At 64.9% G+C, this 18403-nt stretch carries 21 protein-coding genes; 10 read left to right on the top strand and 11 right to left on the bottom strand.

Features of this window, described 5'->3' with window-relative positions; translation table 11 throughout:
- Nucleotides 1-17: 17 nt before the first annotated feature.
- Nucleotides 18-266: a FeoA family protein gene (locus G474_RS0101765; protein WP_026685487.1), complete on the bottom strand. Its 249-nt coding sequence runs from the start codon at nucleotides 264-266 to the stop codon at nucleotides 18-20.
- 419 nt (nucleotides 267-685) lie between these two features.
- On the opposite strand from G474_RS0101765, the gene G474_RS0101770 reads away from it, so the two are divergent.
- The 9 genes from G474_RS0101770 (at nucleotide 686) to bfr (G474_RS0101810) (ending at nucleotide 5771) form a co-directional block, all read left to right on the top strand.
- Complete coding sequence (locus G474_RS0101770) at nucleotides 686-949, top strand: hypothetical protein (protein WP_026685488.1); 264 nt, start codon at nucleotides 686-688, stop codon at nucleotides 947-949.
- A 2-nt stretch (nucleotides 950-951) separates the two neighbouring features.
- Entirely contained in the window at nucleotides 952-2169 is a 1218-nt protein-coding gene (locus G474_RS19080) for a DUF2325 domain-containing protein (protein WP_051281666.1), read from the top strand.
- Nucleotides 2166-2948, top strand: a complete 783-nt coding sequence (locus tag G474_RS19085) for an EAL domain-containing protein (protein WP_051281668.1) — start codon at nucleotides 2166-2168, stop codon at nucleotides 2946-2948. The genes G474_RS19080 and G474_RS19085 overlap by 4 nt, the downstream gene beginning before the upstream one ends.
- A gap of 23 nt (nucleotides 2949-2971) precedes the next feature.
- Nucleotides 2972-3238, top strand: a complete 267-nt coding sequence (locus G474_RS0101785; RefSeq protein ID WP_026685489.1) for a hypothetical protein — start codon at nucleotides 2972-2974, stop codon at nucleotides 3236-3238.
- 23 nt (nucleotides 3239-3261) lie between these two features.
- On the top strand, nucleotides 3262-3873 hold the full coding sequence (gene rpsD / locus G474_RS0101790; RefSeq protein WP_026685490.1) for a 30S ribosomal protein S4: 612 nt from the start codon (nucleotides 3262-3264) through the stop codon (nucleotides 3871-3873).
- A 91-nt stretch (nucleotides 3874-3964) separates the two neighbouring features.
- The gene (gene hemP, locus G474_RS22355; RefSeq protein ID WP_245589282.1) at nucleotides 3965-4174 is read left to right on the top strand and encodes a hemin uptake protein HemP; all 210 of its coding nucleotides are present in this window, start codon (nucleotides 3965-3967) and stop codon (nucleotides 4172-4174) included.
- A gap of 202 nt (nucleotides 4175-4376) precedes the next feature.
- Nucleotides 4377-4610 (top strand): (2Fe-2S)-binding protein, encoded by a 234-nt coding sequence (locus tag G474_RS0101800; RefSeq protein ID WP_026685491.1) that lies wholly within the window; start codon nucleotides 4377-4379, stop codon nucleotides 4608-4610.
- A gap of 125 nt (nucleotides 4611-4735) precedes the next feature.
- Complete coding sequence (gene bfr, locus G474_RS0101805; RefSeq protein ID WP_026685492.1) at nucleotides 4736-5212, top strand: bacterioferritin; 477 nt, start codon at nucleotides 4736-4738, stop codon at nucleotides 5210-5212.
- A 73-nt stretch (nucleotides 5213-5285) separates the two neighbouring features.
- Nucleotides 5286-5771 carry a bacterioferritin gene (gene bfr / locus G474_RS0101810; protein WP_026685493.1) on the top strand — a complete coding sequence of 162 codons (486 nt, stop codon included), beginning with the start codon at nucleotides 5286-5288 and terminating at the stop codon, nucleotides 5769-5771.
- 73 nt (nucleotides 5772-5844) lie between these two features.
- Here the strand turns inward: bfr (G474_RS0101810) and G474_RS0101815 are convergent, their stop codons facing one another.
- The 6 genes from G474_RS0101815 to hemN all read right to left on the bottom strand — a co-directional run bounded on the left by G474_RS0101815 (nucleotide 5845) and on the right by hemN (nucleotide 14077).
- On the bottom strand, nucleotides 5845-6798 hold the full coding sequence (locus tag G474_RS0101815; protein WP_026685494.1) for an AIR synthase related protein: 954 nt from the start codon (nucleotides 6796-6798) through the stop codon (nucleotides 5845-5847).
- On the bottom strand, nucleotides 6785-6991 hold the full coding sequence (locus G474_RS0101820) for a heavy-metal-associated domain-containing protein (protein ID WP_026685495.1): 207 nt from the start codon (nucleotides 6989-6991) through the stop codon (nucleotides 6785-6787). The genes G474_RS0101815 and G474_RS0101820 overlap by 14 nt, the downstream gene beginning before the upstream one ends.
- Before the next feature lie 9 nt (nucleotides 6992-7000).
- Nucleotides 7001-9508, bottom strand: a complete 2508-nt coding sequence (locus tag G474_RS0101825; RefSeq protein ID WP_051281670.1) for a sensor domain-containing protein — start codon at nucleotides 9506-9508, stop codon at nucleotides 7001-7003.
- On the bottom strand, nucleotides 9505-11895 hold the full coding sequence (locus G474_RS0101830; RefSeq protein WP_026685497.1) for a heavy metal translocating P-type ATPase: 2391 nt from the start codon (nucleotides 11893-11895) through the stop codon (nucleotides 9505-9507). The genes G474_RS0101825 and G474_RS0101830 overlap by 4 nt, the downstream gene beginning before the upstream one ends.
- Before the next feature lie 42 nt (nucleotides 11896-11937).
- Complete coding sequence (locus tag G474_RS0101835; protein WP_026685498.1) at nucleotides 11938-12609, bottom strand: sulfite exporter TauE/SafE family protein; 672 nt, start codon at nucleotides 12607-12609, stop codon at nucleotides 11938-11940.
- A 73-nt stretch (nucleotides 12610-12682) separates the two neighbouring features.
- Complete coding sequence (gene hemN / locus G474_RS0101840) at nucleotides 12683-14077, bottom strand: oxygen-independent coproporphyrinogen III oxidase (RefSeq protein ID WP_026685499.1); 1395 nt, start codon at nucleotides 14075-14077, stop codon at nucleotides 12683-12685.
- A 102-nt stretch (nucleotides 14078-14179) separates the two neighbouring features.
- On the opposite strand from hemN, the gene fnr reads away from it, so the two are divergent.
- Complete coding sequence (fnr, locus tag G474_RS0101845) at nucleotides 14180-14923, top strand: fumarate/nitrate reduction transcriptional regulator Fnr (RefSeq protein WP_026685500.1); 744 nt, start codon at nucleotides 14180-14182, stop codon at nucleotides 14921-14923.
- 82 nt (nucleotides 14924-15005) lie between these two features.
- On the opposite strand, the gene G474_RS0101850 is transcribed toward fnr, so the two are convergent.
- From G474_RS0101850 to G474_RS19090, 4 genes are read right to left on the bottom strand one after another with little or no spacing between them, the layout of a single operon-like run.
- Nucleotides 15006-15809, bottom strand: a complete 804-nt coding sequence (locus G474_RS0101850; RefSeq protein ID WP_043462770.1) for a 3'-5' exonuclease — start codon at nucleotides 15807-15809, stop codon at nucleotides 15006-15008.
- Complete coding sequence (locus G474_RS0101855) at nucleotides 15806-16213, bottom strand: YdbL family probable chaperone protein (protein ID WP_026685502.1); 408 nt, start codon at nucleotides 16211-16213, stop codon at nucleotides 15806-15808. The genes G474_RS0101850 and G474_RS0101855 overlap by 4 nt, the downstream gene beginning before the upstream one ends.
- Nucleotides 16210-16383 carry a hypothetical protein gene (locus G474_RS0101860; protein ID WP_245589286.1) on the bottom strand — a complete coding sequence of 58 codons (174 nt, stop codon included), beginning with the start codon at nucleotides 16381-16383 and terminating at the stop codon, nucleotides 16210-16212. The genes G474_RS0101855 and G474_RS0101860 overlap by 4 nt, the downstream gene beginning before the upstream one ends.
- Nucleotides 16384-16419: 36 nt before the next feature.
- Complete coding sequence (locus tag G474_RS19090) at nucleotides 16420-18384, bottom strand: hypothetical protein (RefSeq protein ID WP_051281672.1); 1965 nt, start codon at nucleotides 18382-18384, stop codon at nucleotides 16420-16422.
- Nucleotides 18385-18403 lie beyond the last annotated feature (19 nt).

Genomic DNA, 18403 nt, shown 5'->3' on the forward strand with positions numbered 1-18403 from the left:
TCATCATCCTTTCAGGTTCAGGCGGGGACCACCAGAATTTTCTGGGCCAGGCCATGACCCAGGGCCAGACGGGTATTGCCCACGGCCACCACGAGATTTCCTCCTTCGTGCTGCAGCAGGTGCACTTCGCAACCGAGGGTCAAGCCCATGCCGGCCAGCCGCTTCTCCACCTCCCGCCCTTGGGCAAAGGCAGTGATGCGCATGGGCTCGCCGGGATTGGCCAGGGGCAGGGGCATGGACACAACAGCAGGATGAACGGCACTCATGGGCGCGCCTCCCGGCAGAAAGACCTGGCGGGAACGGACATCAACACCGGGGGGAATGGGAACAGCACGGAGAGCGGTTGCGGCATGGTCCGGGGACCTCCTCTGAAATCGGAAGGAACAGCCGGCCACGGGAACCCATTCGGACGCTTGCTACAAGGATTCACTGGCTGGCCGAATTCACATAAATGATAACAACTATTATTGAAGATGACAAAGCCAGTTGCATACCAGCTGCTGCGACAGTCCGATGCAAGAAATCTGCCACCCACTCGAACAGCGGAACAGACAAGCTTCCCATGCATGGCCACAGCACACCCAAAGAAGGAAATTATCCACACCACCCATGCCCTTTGTCCTATTGACAGACCGAACAACACTAACGAGAATGATTCGCAATCATTAACCGAATGGAGCGAACCATGAGCCCCCTCACCCCCGTCAGCTCCTCCTTGAGCACACCACCGGACGCGGCCCTGGCTACCGTGCTGACCCTGCTGCACTGCTACGCCCTGCGGGACAATCCGGACAGTCAGAATCCCCGCCTGGCCCAGGCCATCCTCTGCCAGCTGGAACACCTGTCGGAACACCCGGCCGTGGCCGCCCCCCTGCGCCGCACCTGTGAGCAGCTCTACGATGCCTGGCTGCCCCTGAGCCGCAAGAGCTGCCGCTCCAGGGAGATCTGAGCATGGACAAGCCCCTCCATCCAGGTGGCGGCTCCCGGCGCCTGAAGCTCTGGGAGCTGGAGCACAAATGCCACTGCCCGGTGGTCGGCGTGTGTTTTGATTTGAAACGGATTCGCCAGCTGGTCGGCAAGGTGATGGTGACCACGCCCCAGACCACGGATTTCGAGATTCACGTCACCGCCGTACGGGAAAGCGGCAGCCGCAGCGCCCTGGCCGAACTGCTGCAAAAAGAACTGGAGCGCCAGTACGCTCTGGCGGTCCAGCGCTTCAAGCGCGCCCGCAGCACCGATGAACTGACAGCACTCTGGCGTGATGCCCTGGCCATCACCGATATCGCCGGCCCCCTCTGGGCCACCCTGACCCATCCCCGCTGCACCCCGGATCTGGTCCAGACCGTTTATGGGGATATCCACATGCTGCAGCACCAGGTTGGTGCGGGGGAACGGGCCGATCTGGCGGTATTGCGCCGCCTGCAGCAGGAAAAGACCGAACTGCTCGGGGCCCGGAACCAGTTGCAGGACAAGCTCACCGCCCTGCGCCAGCAGCATGCCCGGGAAATGGACGAACTCCGGCAGCAACTGGCAGCCAGCCGCGAAGAGGCCCTGCGCCAGGAACAGGCCAGCGCCCGCTACCAGGGGGAACTTGCCACCCTGCGCGAACACTTGCGGGAAAAGGAAACCCCGGTCGCCCTCGCGCGCCGGGCCCAGCAAGCCGAATCCCGTTACACGGCCCTGCGCGCCAGAACGTCCGAACTGGAGCATCAGGTCGATCGCCTGCAGAAGGAAAACGTCCAGCTGGCAGAAGCCCTGACCCGCCAGCCGCCATCCCCGACCATGCCAGATGCACCAGCTCCCGCCGCCGATGACGCGCTGGTCGGACGCTGCGTCCTCTGCGTCGGCGGCCGCACCGGAGCCGCCCATCATTACCGGGCCCTGGTGGAACGCCTGGGAGGGCGCTTCATCCACCACGACGGCGGCATGGAAGAAAACCTGGGCCGCCTGGAAGGCTCCATCGCCGCTGCCGACGCAGTGATCTGCCAGGCCGGCTGCATCAGTCACAACGCCTACTGGCGCGTCAAGGAACAATGCAAGCGCACCGGCAAGCCCTGCCTGTACCTGAAAACCCCCAGTCTCAGCACCTTCGTGCGCAGCCTGGAACAGCTGGCCCAGCCGGTTGCTGCCGCTCCCATCCCCTGCCCCTCCGAAAAGGCTGCCCCATGAATGCCCGACTTCCCCTCGCCCCCAGCAGCATCAATGCCTACCAGCTGCACCCCCACGAGATCCTGGAAATTGCCGTCCAGGGCCGCTGCGGCGTGGAGTACCAACCCCTGGTCTCGGCCAGCACCGAACGCATCATCGGCTACGAGGCCCTGGCCCGCTTCTACCGATACGAAGGCTCCCCCATCGCCCCGGACACCCTGTTCGAGCGCCTGCATGTGGAACCCCTGCTGCTCTACCACCTGGAACTCTCCGCCAAACGGATACAGCTGCAACACGCGCCGGAAGAGGGACTGCTGTTTCTCAACCTGGATCCGGACAGCTACGACCAGGGAGAAAAAGATCACCCCGGGGGCAACACCTTCCTGGACCTGTTCGAAGATTGCGGCATCAAGGAACGTCTGGTGATCGAGATCATCGAGAACCTGGCCGTACGCGACGTAGTGCTTTCCCGGCGCATGATCGACACCCTCTCCGGACACGAGCTCAAGGTGGCCATGGACGATCTGGCCGTTTCCAAGGGCCTGATTTCCTTCGGCTCCCTGGCTGACGCCACCTACCTCAAATTCGACCTCTCCTGGCTGGCGGAGCAGGGACAGCCGCGCCGGGAGGAAATCCTGCGCTGGTCCCTGTCAGCCGCCCACGCCATGTCGGTGATGACCGTGCTGGAAGGCGTGGAAACCGAGGCTGACCTGGAGTTCGCCCGCAAACACGGCTTCGATCTGGTCCAGGGCTTCCGCTATCGGGAACACTTCAGGCACTGGCACCCGGAGCAATTATGACCCCGTCTTCGCGAAACCAGCCCATGGGCCAAGAAACCCCCTCCGCCGAAGAATGCGTGCACCTCATCTCCGAGGCCATGTACTGGATGACCGAACACGCCTGCACCGGCGAACCAGCCATGTGCTGGCTGGTGGTGCGCAAGCTCTCGGAAATCCAGCGCCTGCCCCGGGAACGCATTCCCCTGCCCCTGCGCCAGTGCCAGGAACAGCTGCTCGCCCGCTGGGCCGACCTGGCCCATGCCTATGCGGAACTGGAACGCGACGACGACGGCGCACCCACCACCCATTAACCCACCCATCAGAAAGGAAAAACATGTCCCGTTACACCGGTCCCCGCCTCAAAGTCCTGCGCGCCCTGGGCGTGGACCTCCCCGGCCTGTCCCGCAAGAGCATGCAGGACCGCCCCAACCCGCCGGGCCAGCATGGCTCGAAACAAAAGCGCAAGTCCGACTTCGGCCTGAAGCTCATGGAAAAGCAGAAACTGCGCTACAACTATGGCATCACCGAAACCCAGTTGCGCCGTATCGTCCTCAAGTCCAAGACCATGAAGGGCTCCACCGGGGAAAATATCCTCAGCCTGCTGGAACGGCGCCTGGACAACGTGGTGTTCCGGGCCGGTTACGCCCCCACCATTCCCGCCGCCCGGCAGCTGGTGCGCCACGGCCACATCCGGCTCAACAACCGGCGCAGCACCATCCCCAGCCAGCAGGTCAGAATCGGTGACCAGATCACCCTGCACAAACCCGAATCCATGCTGCAGGTAGTCAAGGAAAGCTTGGCCGAGCCCGCCCTGATCCGCCCCGAATGGCTCTCCTGGGACGATGGCGCCCGCACGGTCCGGGTGGCCCATCTGCCCGGCTCCAGCGATGTGCCCTTTCCCATCGACATGCAGCAGGTGGTCGAATACTACGCCCTGCGCACCTGATGCAAATATTCAAGGAAGGTGTTGACGGCAGGCCTTGAGTGAACAACAATAGCAACAGTTCTCATTTAAACATCAATAAGAGTGACTAGCCATGCTGAGCCCTTATCGCATCAGGACCACCGCCATGAATACGCCGCCCAATCCCGTGCCTCCCTGTGCCGATCAGACCAGCCCGGCCCTACCCACCCTGGATACCCGGCAACTGTTTCAGAATGGCCAGCGCCAGGTGGAAATCATTCATGGTGATGTGCGTTATTCCCTGCGCCTGACCCGGGAAAACAAGCTGATCCTGACCAAGTAAGCGCCGTACCGATTCATCGTTCTCCGTTGTTGCACTCTCGTTGGTTCAGCCAGCCATCGCCAGCCAAACCTTTTTTGAACAAACCGCTTTGACCTCACTCAAAGCAGCGACTGCAATACGAATTCGAACAAGAATTCCTAGCAACTACGAGGCTGGCACAATAATTTCATGGGCTGGCCACCACCCCACAGGAGTCTGATTCATGTACGTCTGTGTCTGCCAAGGTGTCACTGAACGCCAGATTCACGAAGCGGCACGCAATGGCGCCAGCCGCCTCAAGGATTTGCGCCAGCAACTGGGCGTCACCCAGGATTGCGGCCGTTGCGCCACCTGTGCCCACGAGTGCCTGAAAGATGCCCGCAAGGCCCAGCAGCAGTCGGCCGCGCCCTTCATACCGGTACACCTGGCCCCCACACCGGAGCTGATGCCCGCCTGATTGTCGTTTTTCCTACATAAATTCAGCTTCTAAGCTCGCTGTCCCGGCTCGCCCCAGAGGCTTCTTGACGGCAACTTTTCGTAGTACCCTGCGCATGGTCAGCACCCCCAATAAAGGAGCCCTCCATGCAAGGCGACAAGCAAGTCCTCAAATTCCTCAACAAGCAGCTCACCCATGAGCTGACGGCCATCAACCAGTATTTCCTCCACGCCCGCATGTACGGCAACTGGGGCTTCGAACGCCTCGGCAAGCACGAGTACAAGGAATCCATCGAGGAAATGAAGCATGCGGACAAGCTCATCGAGCGCATCCTGCTGCTGGAAGGCCTGCCCAATCTGCAGAACCTGGACAAACTCCTGATCGGTGAAAACGTGCCCGAGTGCATCCAGGGCGACCTGAAACTGGAGAAGGTTTCCCACGCTACCCTGAAGGAAGCCATCGCCTACTGCGAGTCAGCCAAGGATTATGTTTCCCGGGAACTGCTGGACGACATCCTCGAAGACACCGAGGAACATATCGACTACCTGGAAACCCAGCTGGAGCTGATCGAGAAGGTCGGGCTGCAGAATTACCTCCAGTCCCAGATCCACGAAGAAGACTGATCCCCCTCCCCAGCCAGCCAGTCCCCCAGACCAGCCAGCCACCCACAATCCATCAGAATCAAGGAGTGCAGCCATGAAAGGCGACAAGAAGATTATTCAGCGGCTCAACCAGTTGCTGGCCGGAGAGCTGACCGCCATCGACCAGTACTTCATCCACGCGGAGATGTACAAGAACTTCGGTCTGAACCGCCTGTTCGAACGGGTCAACCACGAGATGGAAGACGAACGGGAACACGCCCGGGCCCTGATCGCCCGCATCCTGTTTCTGGAAGGCACCCCCGACCTGGCCACCCGTGAAGCCCTGAAGGTGGGCAAGGATGTCCCCGCCATGCTGGAAAACGATCTTGCAGTGGAGTACTCGGTGGTCAAGGCCCTGAAGGACGTGATCGCCGAATGCGAAGCCGCCAAAGATTACGTGACCCGGGAAATCCTCGAACAGATGCTGGACGATACCGAACAGGACCACGCCCACTGGCTGGAACAGCAGCTGGGCCTGATCAAGCTCACCGGCCTGCAGAACTACCTGCAGTCCCAGATGGGCAGCGGCAGCCCCACCTGAGTCCGACCCCGCACCAGAGCAAGGCAGGCTGCGGCCTGCCTTTTTTCCGGGCGCCAGTCTGGCCCGGCAGCCCTCAGGCCAGGCGCCACACTTCTTCTTGGCCGGCCACCACCTCCCCCACCACGGCCGCGTGGCCAAACCCCTGTTGCAGGAAAATCGCCAGGGCCTCGGTCACCGTATCCGGGTGGCAGACCACTACCAGGGGGCCGTTGAGGGGACTGTCCGCCAGCAAGGCCGGGTAAGGGTCTCCCCCGGCAGCTTCCCCGGCCAGGGCCGCCGCCCGGTGCAAGAGGGGCAGAGCCCCCCGTTCCAGACGGACGCCCATCCCTGGCCGGCCCACTTGATCGAGAACCGCAGCGAGTCCGCCCTCCTCCACGGCCAGCACCTGATGCACGCCATCCAGGCAGTCCAGGGCCGGGCCGGAGCAGTTGGGCTGCAGCAGGGCGCTATCCAGCCACTCCCGGACATCATGGGCATGCAGCAGCCCCCTGGCCAGGGCGGCCCGATAGCAGGCGTCGCCCAGGGGTTTGCCGAGAATCACCCGATCTCCGGCCGAGGGAGGGGAACCATGCTCCATGTTGCGCGGATTGAGCTGCCCCAGGGCCAGGAGGCCGCAGGACAGGGTCGGCCCGGGCATCACGTGGATACCCCCGAGCTCCACTTCCGCCAGCTGACAGCAGGCCGACAGGCCCGCCTCCATCCCCACCAGCATGCGGCTGGGAATATCGGGTTCGGGCAGGGTCAGCAGGGCCAGGGCCGCCACCGGCCTGGCCCCACGGGCATAGAGGCCGTTCAGGGCATGGGCGGCAGCGACCTGGCCGAACAGGAAGGGTTCTTCGAAGGGAGGCTGGCAGCAGCGCTGGACCACCTTGAAGGCCAGCTGCTCACTCACGGGATGAACCCTGGCCTCCGGATTGCGGGCCAGGGACTGCAGCAACTCTGGCCCCACCCAGCGGCTCCCCAGGCGGGGCAGCAGCGCCTGGAGCTCCGCTGCCGCCAGGGGGAAAATGGTGCTACTCGGCGTCAAACCCGGCATCTTCGATGGCCGCGCAGAGGGCCGGGCGGTCCACCTTGCCGGCATCGAAACTCACCCGGGCCCGGGCGGCTTCCAGGGAAACCTCCACTTCAGCCACTCCATCCAGGGCCTGCAGCACCCCGGTGACATTCTTGACGCAGCCCTGGCAGCTCATGCCGCCCACCTTGATGGTCGTGTTGTCCACGCGTAGCTCCTATTTGAGAAAGACCTGTTGCCACACCAGGGAAGCGAAGGTTTCCGCCTCCACCGGGCGGGAGAAATGATACCCCTGAACCAGATCGCAACCCTTGCCTGAAAGGAGATCCAGCTGGTCTGGTTTTTCCACCCCCTCAGCCACCACCGGCAGGCGCAGCACGTGGGCCAGACTGATGATGGCCTCGGCTATGGCCCGGTCGTTGGCATCTTCCACGATATCGCGGATCAGGGACTGGTCAATCTTCAGCTTGTCGATGGGAAAACGCTTGAGATAGGAGAGACTGGAATAGCCAGTACCAAAATCATCGATGGCCAGCCCCACGCCCAGGTCCTGGAGGCGGCGCAGCATGGCGGAGCCGGCCTCCACGTCGGCCATGGCGGCGCTCTCGGTGAGCTCCAGCTCCAGGCAGGCCGGATTGACACCGGTTTCCGCCAGAATCCGGGCCACCCGCTGGTCAAAGTCGGACACGGCCAGCTGGATGGCGGAGATGTTCACCGCCAGGCGAAACTCGCTGGACAGCCCCAGGGCCTGCCAGGAGCACAGCTGCCGGCAGGCCTCCGCCAGCACCCAGTCGCCCAGGCTCAGGATCAGCCCGGAATCCTCGGCCACGGGGATGAAGCGCCCAGGCATGATCACCCCGGCCTGGGGATGATTCCAGCGCAGCAGGGCCTCCGCCGCGACAATGCGGCCGGTGCCGGCATCCACCTGGGGCTGATACACCAGTTCGAACTCCTGCCGCTCCAGGGCCTGGCGCAGGCTGTTTTCCAGCACCAGCCGCTCCAGGGCCGCCACGTTCATCTCCCGGGAGAAGAACTGCAGCTGGTTGCGCCCCGAGGCCTTGGCCCGATACATGGCCGTATCCGCATGCTTGAGCAGGGTCTCGAAATCGCCGCCATCCTGGGGAAACAGGCTGATGCCGATGGAGGCGGTGATGGTCAGCTCCGTCTGCCCCAGGGGATAGGGACGCGCCAGGGCATCGATCAGGCGCTGCGCCACCTCCCGAGCTCCATCCACATCCTGCTCGGGACAGAGCACCACGAACTCGTCGCCCCCCAGGCGGGCCACCGTATCGGCCCAGCGCAGGCAGGACTCCAGCCGCTCGGCCACGGATTGCAGCACCCGATCACCGGAGAAATGCCCGAGGGAATCGTTGATGTTCTTGAACCGGTCCAGGTCCACGAACAGCAGGGCCACCTGGTACTTGTCCCGTTCCGCCTGGGCCAGGGCCTGGCAGACCCGGTCCTGGAGCAGGGAACGGTTGGCCAGCCGGGTGAGGGGATCGAAGTAGGCCAGCTGCCGGATGCGCTCCTCCGCCTCGTGGCGTTCCGTCACATCGGCCACGATGCCGATGTAGTTGTGGATGTTCCCCTGGGCGTCCCGCACGGCGGACACCCGCAGCCAGGCCGGGTAGGCGGCCCCGTCCTTGCGCCGGTTCCACACCTCACCCTCCCAGTAACCGTTCTGGAACAGGGCCTGCCACATGGCGGCATAGAAAGCCTGGTCCTGGCGCCCCGAAGACAGCAGATGCGGGTTCTTGCCCAGCACCTCCTCGGCCCGGTAGCCGTTGATGCGCTCGAAGGCCGCGTTGACCGACACGATCCTGGCTTCGGCATCAGTGATGATGATGGCCTCCTGGCTGTGGCGGAACACCAGGGCCATCATCTCCAGCTGCGCATTGGCCGCCTGCAGGGCCTCCTCCGCCGCCTTGCGCTCGCTGATGTCCACCACGGTGCCGGCCGAGGCGGGGCGCCCTTCATACATCAGCCGCTTGGCCCAGATGATCACCGGGAAAGTGGAACCATCCTTGCGCCGTCCCAGGGTTTCGTAGGAACAACTTTCCTCGCCGGCCTCGCGCCGGGCGATGTGCTCCCGCAACTGAACATGGCGTTCCGGAGCGATCAGATCCACCGGCCCCAGCTTTCCCACCAGCTCCTCGGCCTGGTAGCCGAACATCCGCGCCAGAGCCGGATTCACATAGCGGAAGGCCAGCTCCTGGTGTACGAAGAAGCCGGCAAACGAAGCATCCAGGGTGGTATGGAACTTGGCCTCGCTCTCCTGCAGGGACAGTTCCGCCCGTTTCAGGCGGGTCACGTCGATGGCCACCCCGACCGCGTAGGCGGCCCGGCCCTGGGCATCCGTGTGCACGGCCATGGAATCATCGAACCACAACCACTGGCCCGCCTGGTTGCGCACCCGGTATTCCAGCCGCAACCGGGCCACCCCGTCCGGCATCTGGCTCGCAGCCGCTCCCATGGCATCCAGGACCCGCTGGTAATCAGCAGGGTGCACATGTTCAGCCAGACGCACCAGGGCACCATCCTGGCGCAGCTCGGCAGCACTCAGGCCGGTGATCTGCTCGGCGGCACTGCTGATGTAGTCATAACAGCCGCGTACCAGATCGAGCCGGTAAATCACATGCCCCTCACCGTCCCCCACCGCCTCGGCAAAGCGTCGCACCAGCTGTTCGCTGGTTTCCATCTGCAGCAGGTCGGCAGGCAGGCTCATGGGCGATGCTTCCAGGATTTGAGACGCAGGGAGTTACTGACCACCGAGACCGAGGACATGGCCATGGCCGCCCCTGCCACCACCGGGTTCAGGAAACCCAGGGCCGCCAGGGGAATGCCCAGCACGTTGTAGATGAAGGCGAAGAACAGGTTCTGGCGGATCTTCGCCAGGGTGGCCCGGGACAGCTCCAGGGCATCGGCCAGGGCGTTCAGGTCATTACGCATCAGGGTTACATCCGCCGCCTTGATGGCCGCATCGGAACCGGCCCCCATGGCAAAGCTCACATCCGCTGCCGCCAGGGCCGGCGCATCGTTGATGCCATCCCCCACCATGCCCACCAGCAGGCCCTCGGCCTTCAGGTCGGTCACGGCCCGGGCCTTGCCCTCGGGCAGGATGCCGGCGCGGAAATCGCTGATCCCGGCCTCGGCGGCCACGGCCCGGGCGGTACGGGGATTGTCGCCGGTGAGCATCACCGGGCGCACCCCGGCGGCGCTCAGACGGGCCAGGGCCGCGGCAGAGGTAGGCCGCAGGGGATCGGCAATGGCGATCAGGCCCAGCAGGCTGCCGGCCTCCGCATCCGCCAGGGCCACCACGGTCTTGCCCTGCTCCTGCAAACCCGCCACGGCCTCCAGCAGCGCCGGGTCAGGCGCGGTGATGCACGAGAGGACCCAGTCGGGGGACCCCAGGCGCAGGCGCTGGGCGCCGACCCGGCCTTCGACCCCGTGCCCGGGAACATTCAGGAAATCTTCCGCCGCAGCGGCGCCGGCGGCCTCGGGCTCCGCCAGGATGGCGCGCCCCAGGGGGTGCTCGGAGCCCTGCTCCAGGCTCGCCGCCAGCGTCAGCAGCCGGGCCCGCCCGACGCCCAGGTCCTGCACATCGGTCACCCGGGGTTGCCCCAGGGTCAGGGTGCCGGTCTTGTCCAGGGCCAGGACCCGGAGCTGTTCAGCCCGCTCCAGGGCTTCCGCATTGCGGATCAGGATGCCGGCCTTGGCGCCCTGCCCGGTTCCCACCATGATGGCCGTGGGCGTGGCCAGCCCCAGGGCGCAGGGACAGGCAATCACCAGCACCGCCACCGCATTCACCAGGGCCGTGGCCAGATCGCCGCCCACCAGCCACCAGCCCAGGAAGGTCGCCAGGGCAATGGCGCAGACCACGGGCACGAACACGGCAGCGATCCGGTCCGCCAGACGCTGCACCGGAGCCTTGGAACCCTGGGCCTCGGCCACCAGGCGGATGATGCCAGCCAGCAGGGTCTGTTCCCCCACCCCCGTGGCGCGACAACGCAGCAGACCACCCCCGTTATGGGTGGCGGCATAGACCGCATCCCCGGCCCCCTTGCTCACCGGCATGCTCTCGCCGGTCAGCATGGCCTCATCCACCGCCGAGCTGCCTTCCAGCACCTGACCATCCACCGGCACCGCCTCCCCGGCCCGCACCAGAAACACGTCTCCAGGCATTAGGCTGTCCACCGGCACTTCCAGTAGTTGCCCATCCTTCTCCAGGCGGGCCGTCCGGGGCTGCAGGCGCACCAGGGATTCGATGGCCTCGGAGGTGCGCGCCTTGGCCCTGGCTTCCAGCAGCTTGCCCAGCAGCACCAGGGTGATCACCGCCGCCGCCCCCTCGAAATAGACATGCTGATGCACCAGCCCCAGCAGGGTCACCAGGGCGGAATAGCCCCAGGCCATGGTGGTTCCCAGAGCCACCAGCACATCCATGTTGGCCCCGCCGCCGCGCAGGGCCTTCCAGGCGCCGCTGTAGAAGCGCCAGCCGATCCAGAACTGCACCGGGGTGGCGAGCAGGAACTGCAGCCAGCGGGGCAGCTCCGGATGGCCATGCTCCGTGGGGGGACCGAACATGAACAGCATCTGCCCCAGGAGCGGCAAGGTCAGGGCGGCGCTAATCCAGAAGCGCCGCAACTCGGCCTGGTAGGCGGCCTCCTTCCGGGCCCGCTCTTCCTCCCGGGACTGACCTTCCACCCGGGCAGCCTTGAAGCCGGCCTTCTCGATGGCCGCGATGATCCGGGCCGCATCCGCCAGCCCGGGCTGCCAACGCACCTTGGCCCGTTCGCTGGCCAGATTGACGCTCGCCTCCACCCCGGCCAGCCGGTTCAGGACCTTCTCGATCCGCGCCGCACAAGCCGCGCAGGTCATGCCGCCAATAGCCAGCTCCAGGGTCTGGGCCTGGACCTGGAATCCTGCCTTCTCGATGGCCGCCAGCACCTGCTCGGGAGTGGCCGACTCCGGCATCAGGCCGACGCTGGCTTTTTCACTGGCGAAATTGACGCTGGCCTGGACGCCGGGCAGCTTGTTCAGGACCTTTTCGATGCGGGCGGCGCAGGCCGCACAGCTCATGCCGGTGATGGGTAATTCCAGCTGTCGTTCTGTCATGGCTGTTTCCGGGGGCGGTAAGTTATGTTTTTCTCCGTTATATCAGTTTGTCCGGGCCAGGCCCAGAGCCCCGTAGAGTCCATACAGGCCATAGGCAAGAATCAGGAAGCCTGCCAGCGCCCGGACCAGGGGCTTCTGCACCAGAGTACGGAAACGGGCCAGCAGCAGCCCGGCCAGGAGCAGATTGGGCAGGGTTCCCAACCCGAAGGCCAGCATCAGCAGGCCGCCCTCCAGGGCTGAACCGGCCCCCAGAGCCGTGGCCAGGGCGCTGTAGACCAGGCCGCAGGGCAACCAGCCCCAGAGCAGCCCCAGGGGAAAAGCCTGCCCCACCGTCCGGGCCGGCAGGAAGCGCTTTCCCAGGGGCTGGATGCGGCGCCACAGCCGCTGCCCCCACTGCTCGGTCAGGGCCAGGACCCGGGTGGCCCCGAGCATGTAGAACCCCAGGGCCACCAGCATCAGGTTGGCGAATATCAACAAGACCAGCCGCAGGGGCAATTGTTCCGACAGGGCCAGGCTGCCAGCCCCCAGAGCCCCCACCAGGAGGCCGGCCAGGCCGTAGGACAGGATGCGCCCCAGGTTGTAGGCCAGGTGCAGGCTCCAGCGCGGGGGACCGCCCATGGACAGGGCCCCGACAATGCCGCCACACATGCCGACGCAGTGGGTGCCTCCGAGCAGCCCTACTAGGAACAAGGCGAGAAAAGCCGAATCGGGCATGAAAACCTCATCAAATCGCACACGTAAAAAGGGCCGGAACGGGCCGGCCCTTTGGCAAACACGGAAGTGCTGCTCAGATCACCTTGGAATAGCGGGTACGCTGCCGGTCGGCACGCAGGTAACGGTCGAAAGCCATGGAGATGGCCCGCACCAGCATGCGCCCGGGGGGCAGGACGGTGATCCATTCATCGTCCACCTTCACCAGGCCGGCGGCCTGCATCTCCCGCAGGTCCTCCAGCTCGGCGGCAAAGTAGCGCTTGAAATCGATCAGGTGGGCGCTTTCGATGGATTCGATGGACAGCTCGAAATGACACATCAGGGCCTGGATGATGGCACGCCGCAGGATATCGTCGGCATTCAGTTCTATGCCCCGGAACACCGGCAGAATCTGGGCGTCAAGACGGTCGTAGTATTCATCCAGGGTCTTCACGTTCTGGGAATAGGTGGGACCGACCTTGCTGATGGAGGAAATGCCGAAGGAAAGCATGTCGCAGTCGGCATAGGTCGAGTAGCCCTGGAAATTCCGGTGCAGGCGGCCCTGGCGCTGGGCCACGGCCAGCTCGTCGTCGGGCTTGGCGAAATGGTCCATGCCGATGTAGACATAGCCGGCATCGGTGAGCTTCTTGATGGCCAGGGCGAGAATCTGCAGCCGGGTATCGGCGCTGGGCATGTCCGCCTCGGCAATACGGCGCTGGGGCTTGAACAGGCTGGGCAGATGGGCGTAGTTGTAGATCGACAGCCGGTCCGGGTCCATGGCGATGACCCGCTCCAGGGTACGGTTGAAGCCCATCACCGTCTGCTTGGGCAGGCCATAGATCAGGTCCACGGAAATGGACTTGAAACCACTGGCCCGCGCTGCCCGGATGACGCTGCTGGTTTCCGCCTCGCTCTGGATGCGGTTGATGGCCCGCTGCACGTTCTCGTCGAAATCCTGGACCCCGACACTCATGCGGTTGAAGCCCAGCTCCCCGAGCAGGGACACCGTGGCATCGTCCACCTTGCGGGGGTCCACCTCGATGGAAAACTCCCCTCCTTCCACCAGCCGGAAATGCCGCCGGGTGACTTCCATCAGCTGGCGCATCTCGTCGTGGGACAGGAAAGTGGGCGTGCCGCCGCCCCAGTGCAGCTGGATCACCTCATGCTCACCATCCAGGTATTCGCTCTGCAGGGCCACTTCCCTGGCGATGTACTTCAGGTACTTGGCGCTGCGCCCGTGATCCTTGGTGATGATCTTGTTGCAGGCGCAGTAATAGCAGATGGTGTTGCAGAAGGGGATGTGGAAGTATAATGACAGGGGCCGGCTGATGCCGCCGATGTTGCGCTTGCCCAGCCACAGCTTGGCAGCCTCGGCATCAAAAGCCTCGACGAAACGGTCTGCGGTAGGATAGGACGTGTAGCGAGGGCCATTCACGTCAAAACGGCGGATGATCTGCGGATCGAAAACCAGATTGGCGGTAGAGAAATTCATTGAAACATAGGGCCTTAAGGTGAGCGGATTATGTTTGCAAGCCGCCCGGACACGGTTGACATGGATCAACCCCCAAACAGAACGGCGTGACGAGGAAAATCAATGCCCCTGAGCCCGGTATACAAGGAAATTTCCATCGCGGTCATCAAGACCGCCTGCTCCAACTGCAACCTGCGGGAACTCTGCCTGCCCTTTGGCCTTTCCGAAGAGGAAATGGCCCGCCTCGACGAACTGATCAACGTCAGGAAACGCATCAAGCGGGGCGAGCATCTGTACCGGGCAGGACAATCCTTCGAATCCATCTACGCCATCCGTTCCGGCTTCTTCAAGACCGACGTGCTCCTCGAAGATGGCCGCGACCAGGTCACCGGTTTCCAGATGGCCGGAGAGTTGCTGGGCCTGGACGGCATCAGCACCGAACACCATTCCTGCAACGCCGTAGCCCTGGAAGACAGCGAGGTCTGTCACATTCCCTTCTCCCGGCTGGAAAACCTGTCCCGGGAAATCCAGGCCCTGCAGCACCACTTCCACAAGGTCATGAGCCGGGAGATCGTGCGCGACCACGGGGTAATGATGCTGCTCGGCACCATGCGCGCCGAGGAGCGCCTGGCCGCCTTCCTGCTCAACCTGTCCCAGCGCTTCACCGCCCGGGGCTTCTCCCACGCGGAATTCAACCTGCGCATGACCCGGGAGGAAATCGGCAGTTACCTGGGGCTGAAACTGGAAACCGTATCCCGGGCTTTCTCACGCTTCCAGGAAGAAGGCCTGATCGCCGTGCAGCAAAAGCACATCCGCATCCTCGACATCCCCGGGCTGAAGCAGATCATGAGCCATCACAATCATTGATCCCCTGAGCCCTGGCCGGATTCCGGCCGGCAGATGAATGACCGGCCCCTTGCGGGCCGGTTCTGCTTTCATCGGGGCAGATTCAGTCCGTAGCACCCCAGGCGGCCAGGTACTCGTGCCAGTGGGGCAGATTCAGGCGCTCCAGTTCGGCCCGCACGAAGGCCTCTTCCGCCGTACAGGAGGCCTTGTCCTGCTCGCCGCGCAGCAGGCGGAAACGATTGAACACCAGGTAGGTGTTGACCACGTCCGTCTCGCAGTAATCGCGGATCTCATCCCCCTGCCCCGCCTGCCAGGCCTCCCAGACCTTGCTGCCGTCCATGCCCAGCTTGCCCGGAAAGCCCATCAGCTTGGCCAGATCGTCCAGGGGCGCATTGGCCCGGGGCTGGTACAGGGCCAGCAGGTCCATCAGGTCCAGGTGCCGGGTGTGGTAGCGGCTGATGTAGTTGTTCCACTTGAAATCCCGGGAATCGGCGTAATCCCCGTCCCCCAGGTCCCAGTAGCGGGGTGCCGTGACCCCGTGGATCAGGCCCCGGTAGTGCAGCACCGGCAGGTCGAAGCCGCCGCCGTTCCAGGAAACGATCTGGGGCGTGAACTTTTCGATGCCATCGAAGAAGCGCTGGATGATCTCCGCTTCCGAGAGGGCGGGCGCCGCCAGAGACCAGACCTTGAAGCTGTCGCCGGCCCGCAGGACGCAGGAGATGGCCACCACCCGCTGCAGGTGCAGGGGCAGGAAGTCATGGCCGGACTGGGCCCGGCGCTGCTGGAAGGCCAGCTCCGCCACTTCCGCGTCGGAGAGGACCGGGTCCAGCCCATGCAGGCGCCGCAAACCGGGGACATCGGGAATGGTCTCGATATCGAAGACCAGGACAGGACGATGAAAATTCACTTCTGCTTCCACCGGCCCCCGGCCTCCTGCACCCACCAGCCGGCCCTGGCCTTGTCGATCCAGCGGCCGCCGAAGGTGTTGGCAATGTCGGCCTCCCATTCGGGATGACCATTGGCCCGGGCGATCTCCCGGTACAGGGCGGTCCGGTCCCGGTTTTCCGCTCCTACCAGGCTGGTGGCGGACTGGCGCTGGGCCAGGGGAATGGCAGCGGGGTCCCGTACCTCGACCCGGCCATCCCGGGTCAGCCCCAGGGCGCCAGCGGCAAACAGGGGTTCCAGCTGGGCAAAACGTCCCTGCATGGAGGCTTTGAGACTGCTCACGGCCGGGGTATTCACTTCCAGATTGCCCTGGGCCTGGACCACGCAGCTCAGGGCCAGCAGCCCCAGCATCAGCCATTTCTTCATGGAGTCACCTTCTTGTCCGGATTAGGGTTCGGCTGCGGCTGGGCTGCGGGGGGCTGCAGCTGCCAGACCTCGTCGATGATGCGGTCCGCCGCCATCTCGGCAGCGGCAGCGGGAAAATAGATGTTGATGGTGACGCAGGCCGAAAGCAGGCTGACGGCCATCAGGACCACGCACGTTCGGGAAAGTATCTTCTGCATCGGGGGACCTCAGTCGATGACGGGACGGGAAGAATTGCTGATGGCCGCCTTCAGGCGGGCGACCAGCTCGTCCCAATGGACCTCCCGATTGTACCCGATGACCGTCAGGGCCGGGATGCCGCCCCCCTCGACGATGGCATAGGCCCCCTGCCGGTCCAGCCCCTCGATGCCGCCCATGCGGCAGACGCCGTTCTCCAGCTGGCACGAGAGGCCGATACGGCGATAGCCGAAATCCTGGAAGAAGCGCAGGAAACTGGACTGGATGGCCGCCATGGCGCCGCCGCCCCCCAGGGCCGTGATGTCGGCCACCGCCTTCTGGCTGATGCGGCGTGGATAACTTCCGGGACTACTGACAATCCGGGCCTTGAACGCCTGAGGGCGCCAGGCGGATATTTCCAGAGCCTTCAGCTCGGCATCCACGAACCCGGTCATCTGGCCGAAGGAGAAAGTCTGGGTCAGCTGCCCCAGGTCGATATGCCTGGCCTCCACGTCCGCCAGGAGGCGCGGCACGGTGCCGAAAGGATCGATCAGACGCAGGTCGGTGCAGTTGAGGTAGCCATCGAAAACCTGGATCACCAGGGCCCCCTCCAGGCTGGCCTCGCCCCGGGCATAGCGGATCGCCGGCAGGTTGGCCGACAGGAGCCCCCCCATGGGCGGCAAGTCCAGGGCCCGGGTCAAAGCCTCCAGGGAAACGGGATAGATGGAAAGCCCCAGGGCCCCTTCCCAATCCTGGCCGTCAGCCCCCAGGCTGGCCTGCAGGTGATCCAGGACCAACTCGCTATCCAGAAAGGGAATGGAAACCCCCTGGCTCAAGGCGACGCGGCGGGGACTCAGCTGCAAAGGCAGCAGGAAGCTGCCGCTCTCCAGGCGCCCCAGGGCCAGCCGGCCCACCCGGAGCGCACCCAAGCGAGTCTGCTGCCTGTCCCACTGGAGGCGCCCCTCCAGCCCCGTCAGGCTCAGGCGCCCGCCCTCCAGCTCCAGCCCCGCCCCCCGGGGCTCCAGCTCCAGGGCAGCAAGGCCATCCTGCTGCCAGCGGGCCAGCACCCGGGCCTCTCCCGAGAGGGTGGTCCGGGGCAGGCCCCGGGCTTCCAGGAGCGGCTGCAACAGGGCCTGCCCCAGGGGCTCCAGGGCCAGGCCTGAAGCTTCCAGCTCCGCTTCCTGAAGTCCGTTCCGGCCCCCCGTTGCCTGGCCCCGCAGCACGCCGACCCGGGGCCAGTTCAGGACGGCCTGATCCAGACGCCAGGCCCCGGCGGCAAAACTGCCGGAAAAATCCAGGGACTGGGCCGCGCCCTGGAGCAGCACCGGTTCCCGGTAAAGGGCCCCGCCATGCCATTCCAGGCGGCCCTGGAGCTGCCAGCTGCCCTTGGCCTGCCGTCCCGAGACGGACAGGGAGAGGCCCAGGCCCTCCGCCGCCAGGCGCCCATCGACGCTGGAAAAACCGCCGTCCTTGAGCTCCAGCTGCCCCTGCAGCCCTTCGGGTCCGTAATCCAGCTGCCCCTCCAGGCGGCCCAGCAGGCCCAGGGTAGCCAGCGGATGCTCCCGGGGCAGGAAGAGGCGCAGCAGCCGGGGACGGCCCTGGCGCACCTGCAGCCGCAGCCGGCCGCCCTCCTGCTGGCGGATGTCCCATTGCTCTCCGGGGCCGGGCCGCAGTTGCAGCCGCCATTCCCCCGCCTCCTGGCGCAGGCTGAGGGCCACGGGCGCCTGCCCGGGCAGGTGCAGTTGCCCCTGCTCGCAACGGAAGGCGCCGCCAGTCAGCGCCAGCCGGCCGCAGGAAATCCTGGCTTTATGCCATTGCTGGCCGAATAGCTCCAGGCGCCCCAGGGAAAGCTCGCCCCCCTGGCCTTCCAGGCGCAGCTCCAGGGCTTCCAGCTTGAACAGGGGATGGGAAATCCGCCCGGCCCTGAGGTTCAGGGCCAGGCTTTCGAGGGACAGGCCATGGGCCGCCCCGGCCAGCAGACCGCATCCCAGCAGCATCAGCAGGAGGCGGAGGGGC

Origin of the sequence: Azovibrio restrictus DSM 23866, from assembly GCF_000429665.1 — a bacterium.
GTDB lineage: Bacteria > Pseudomonadota > Gammaproteobacteria > Burkholderiales > Rhodocyclaceae > Azovibrio > Azovibrio restrictus.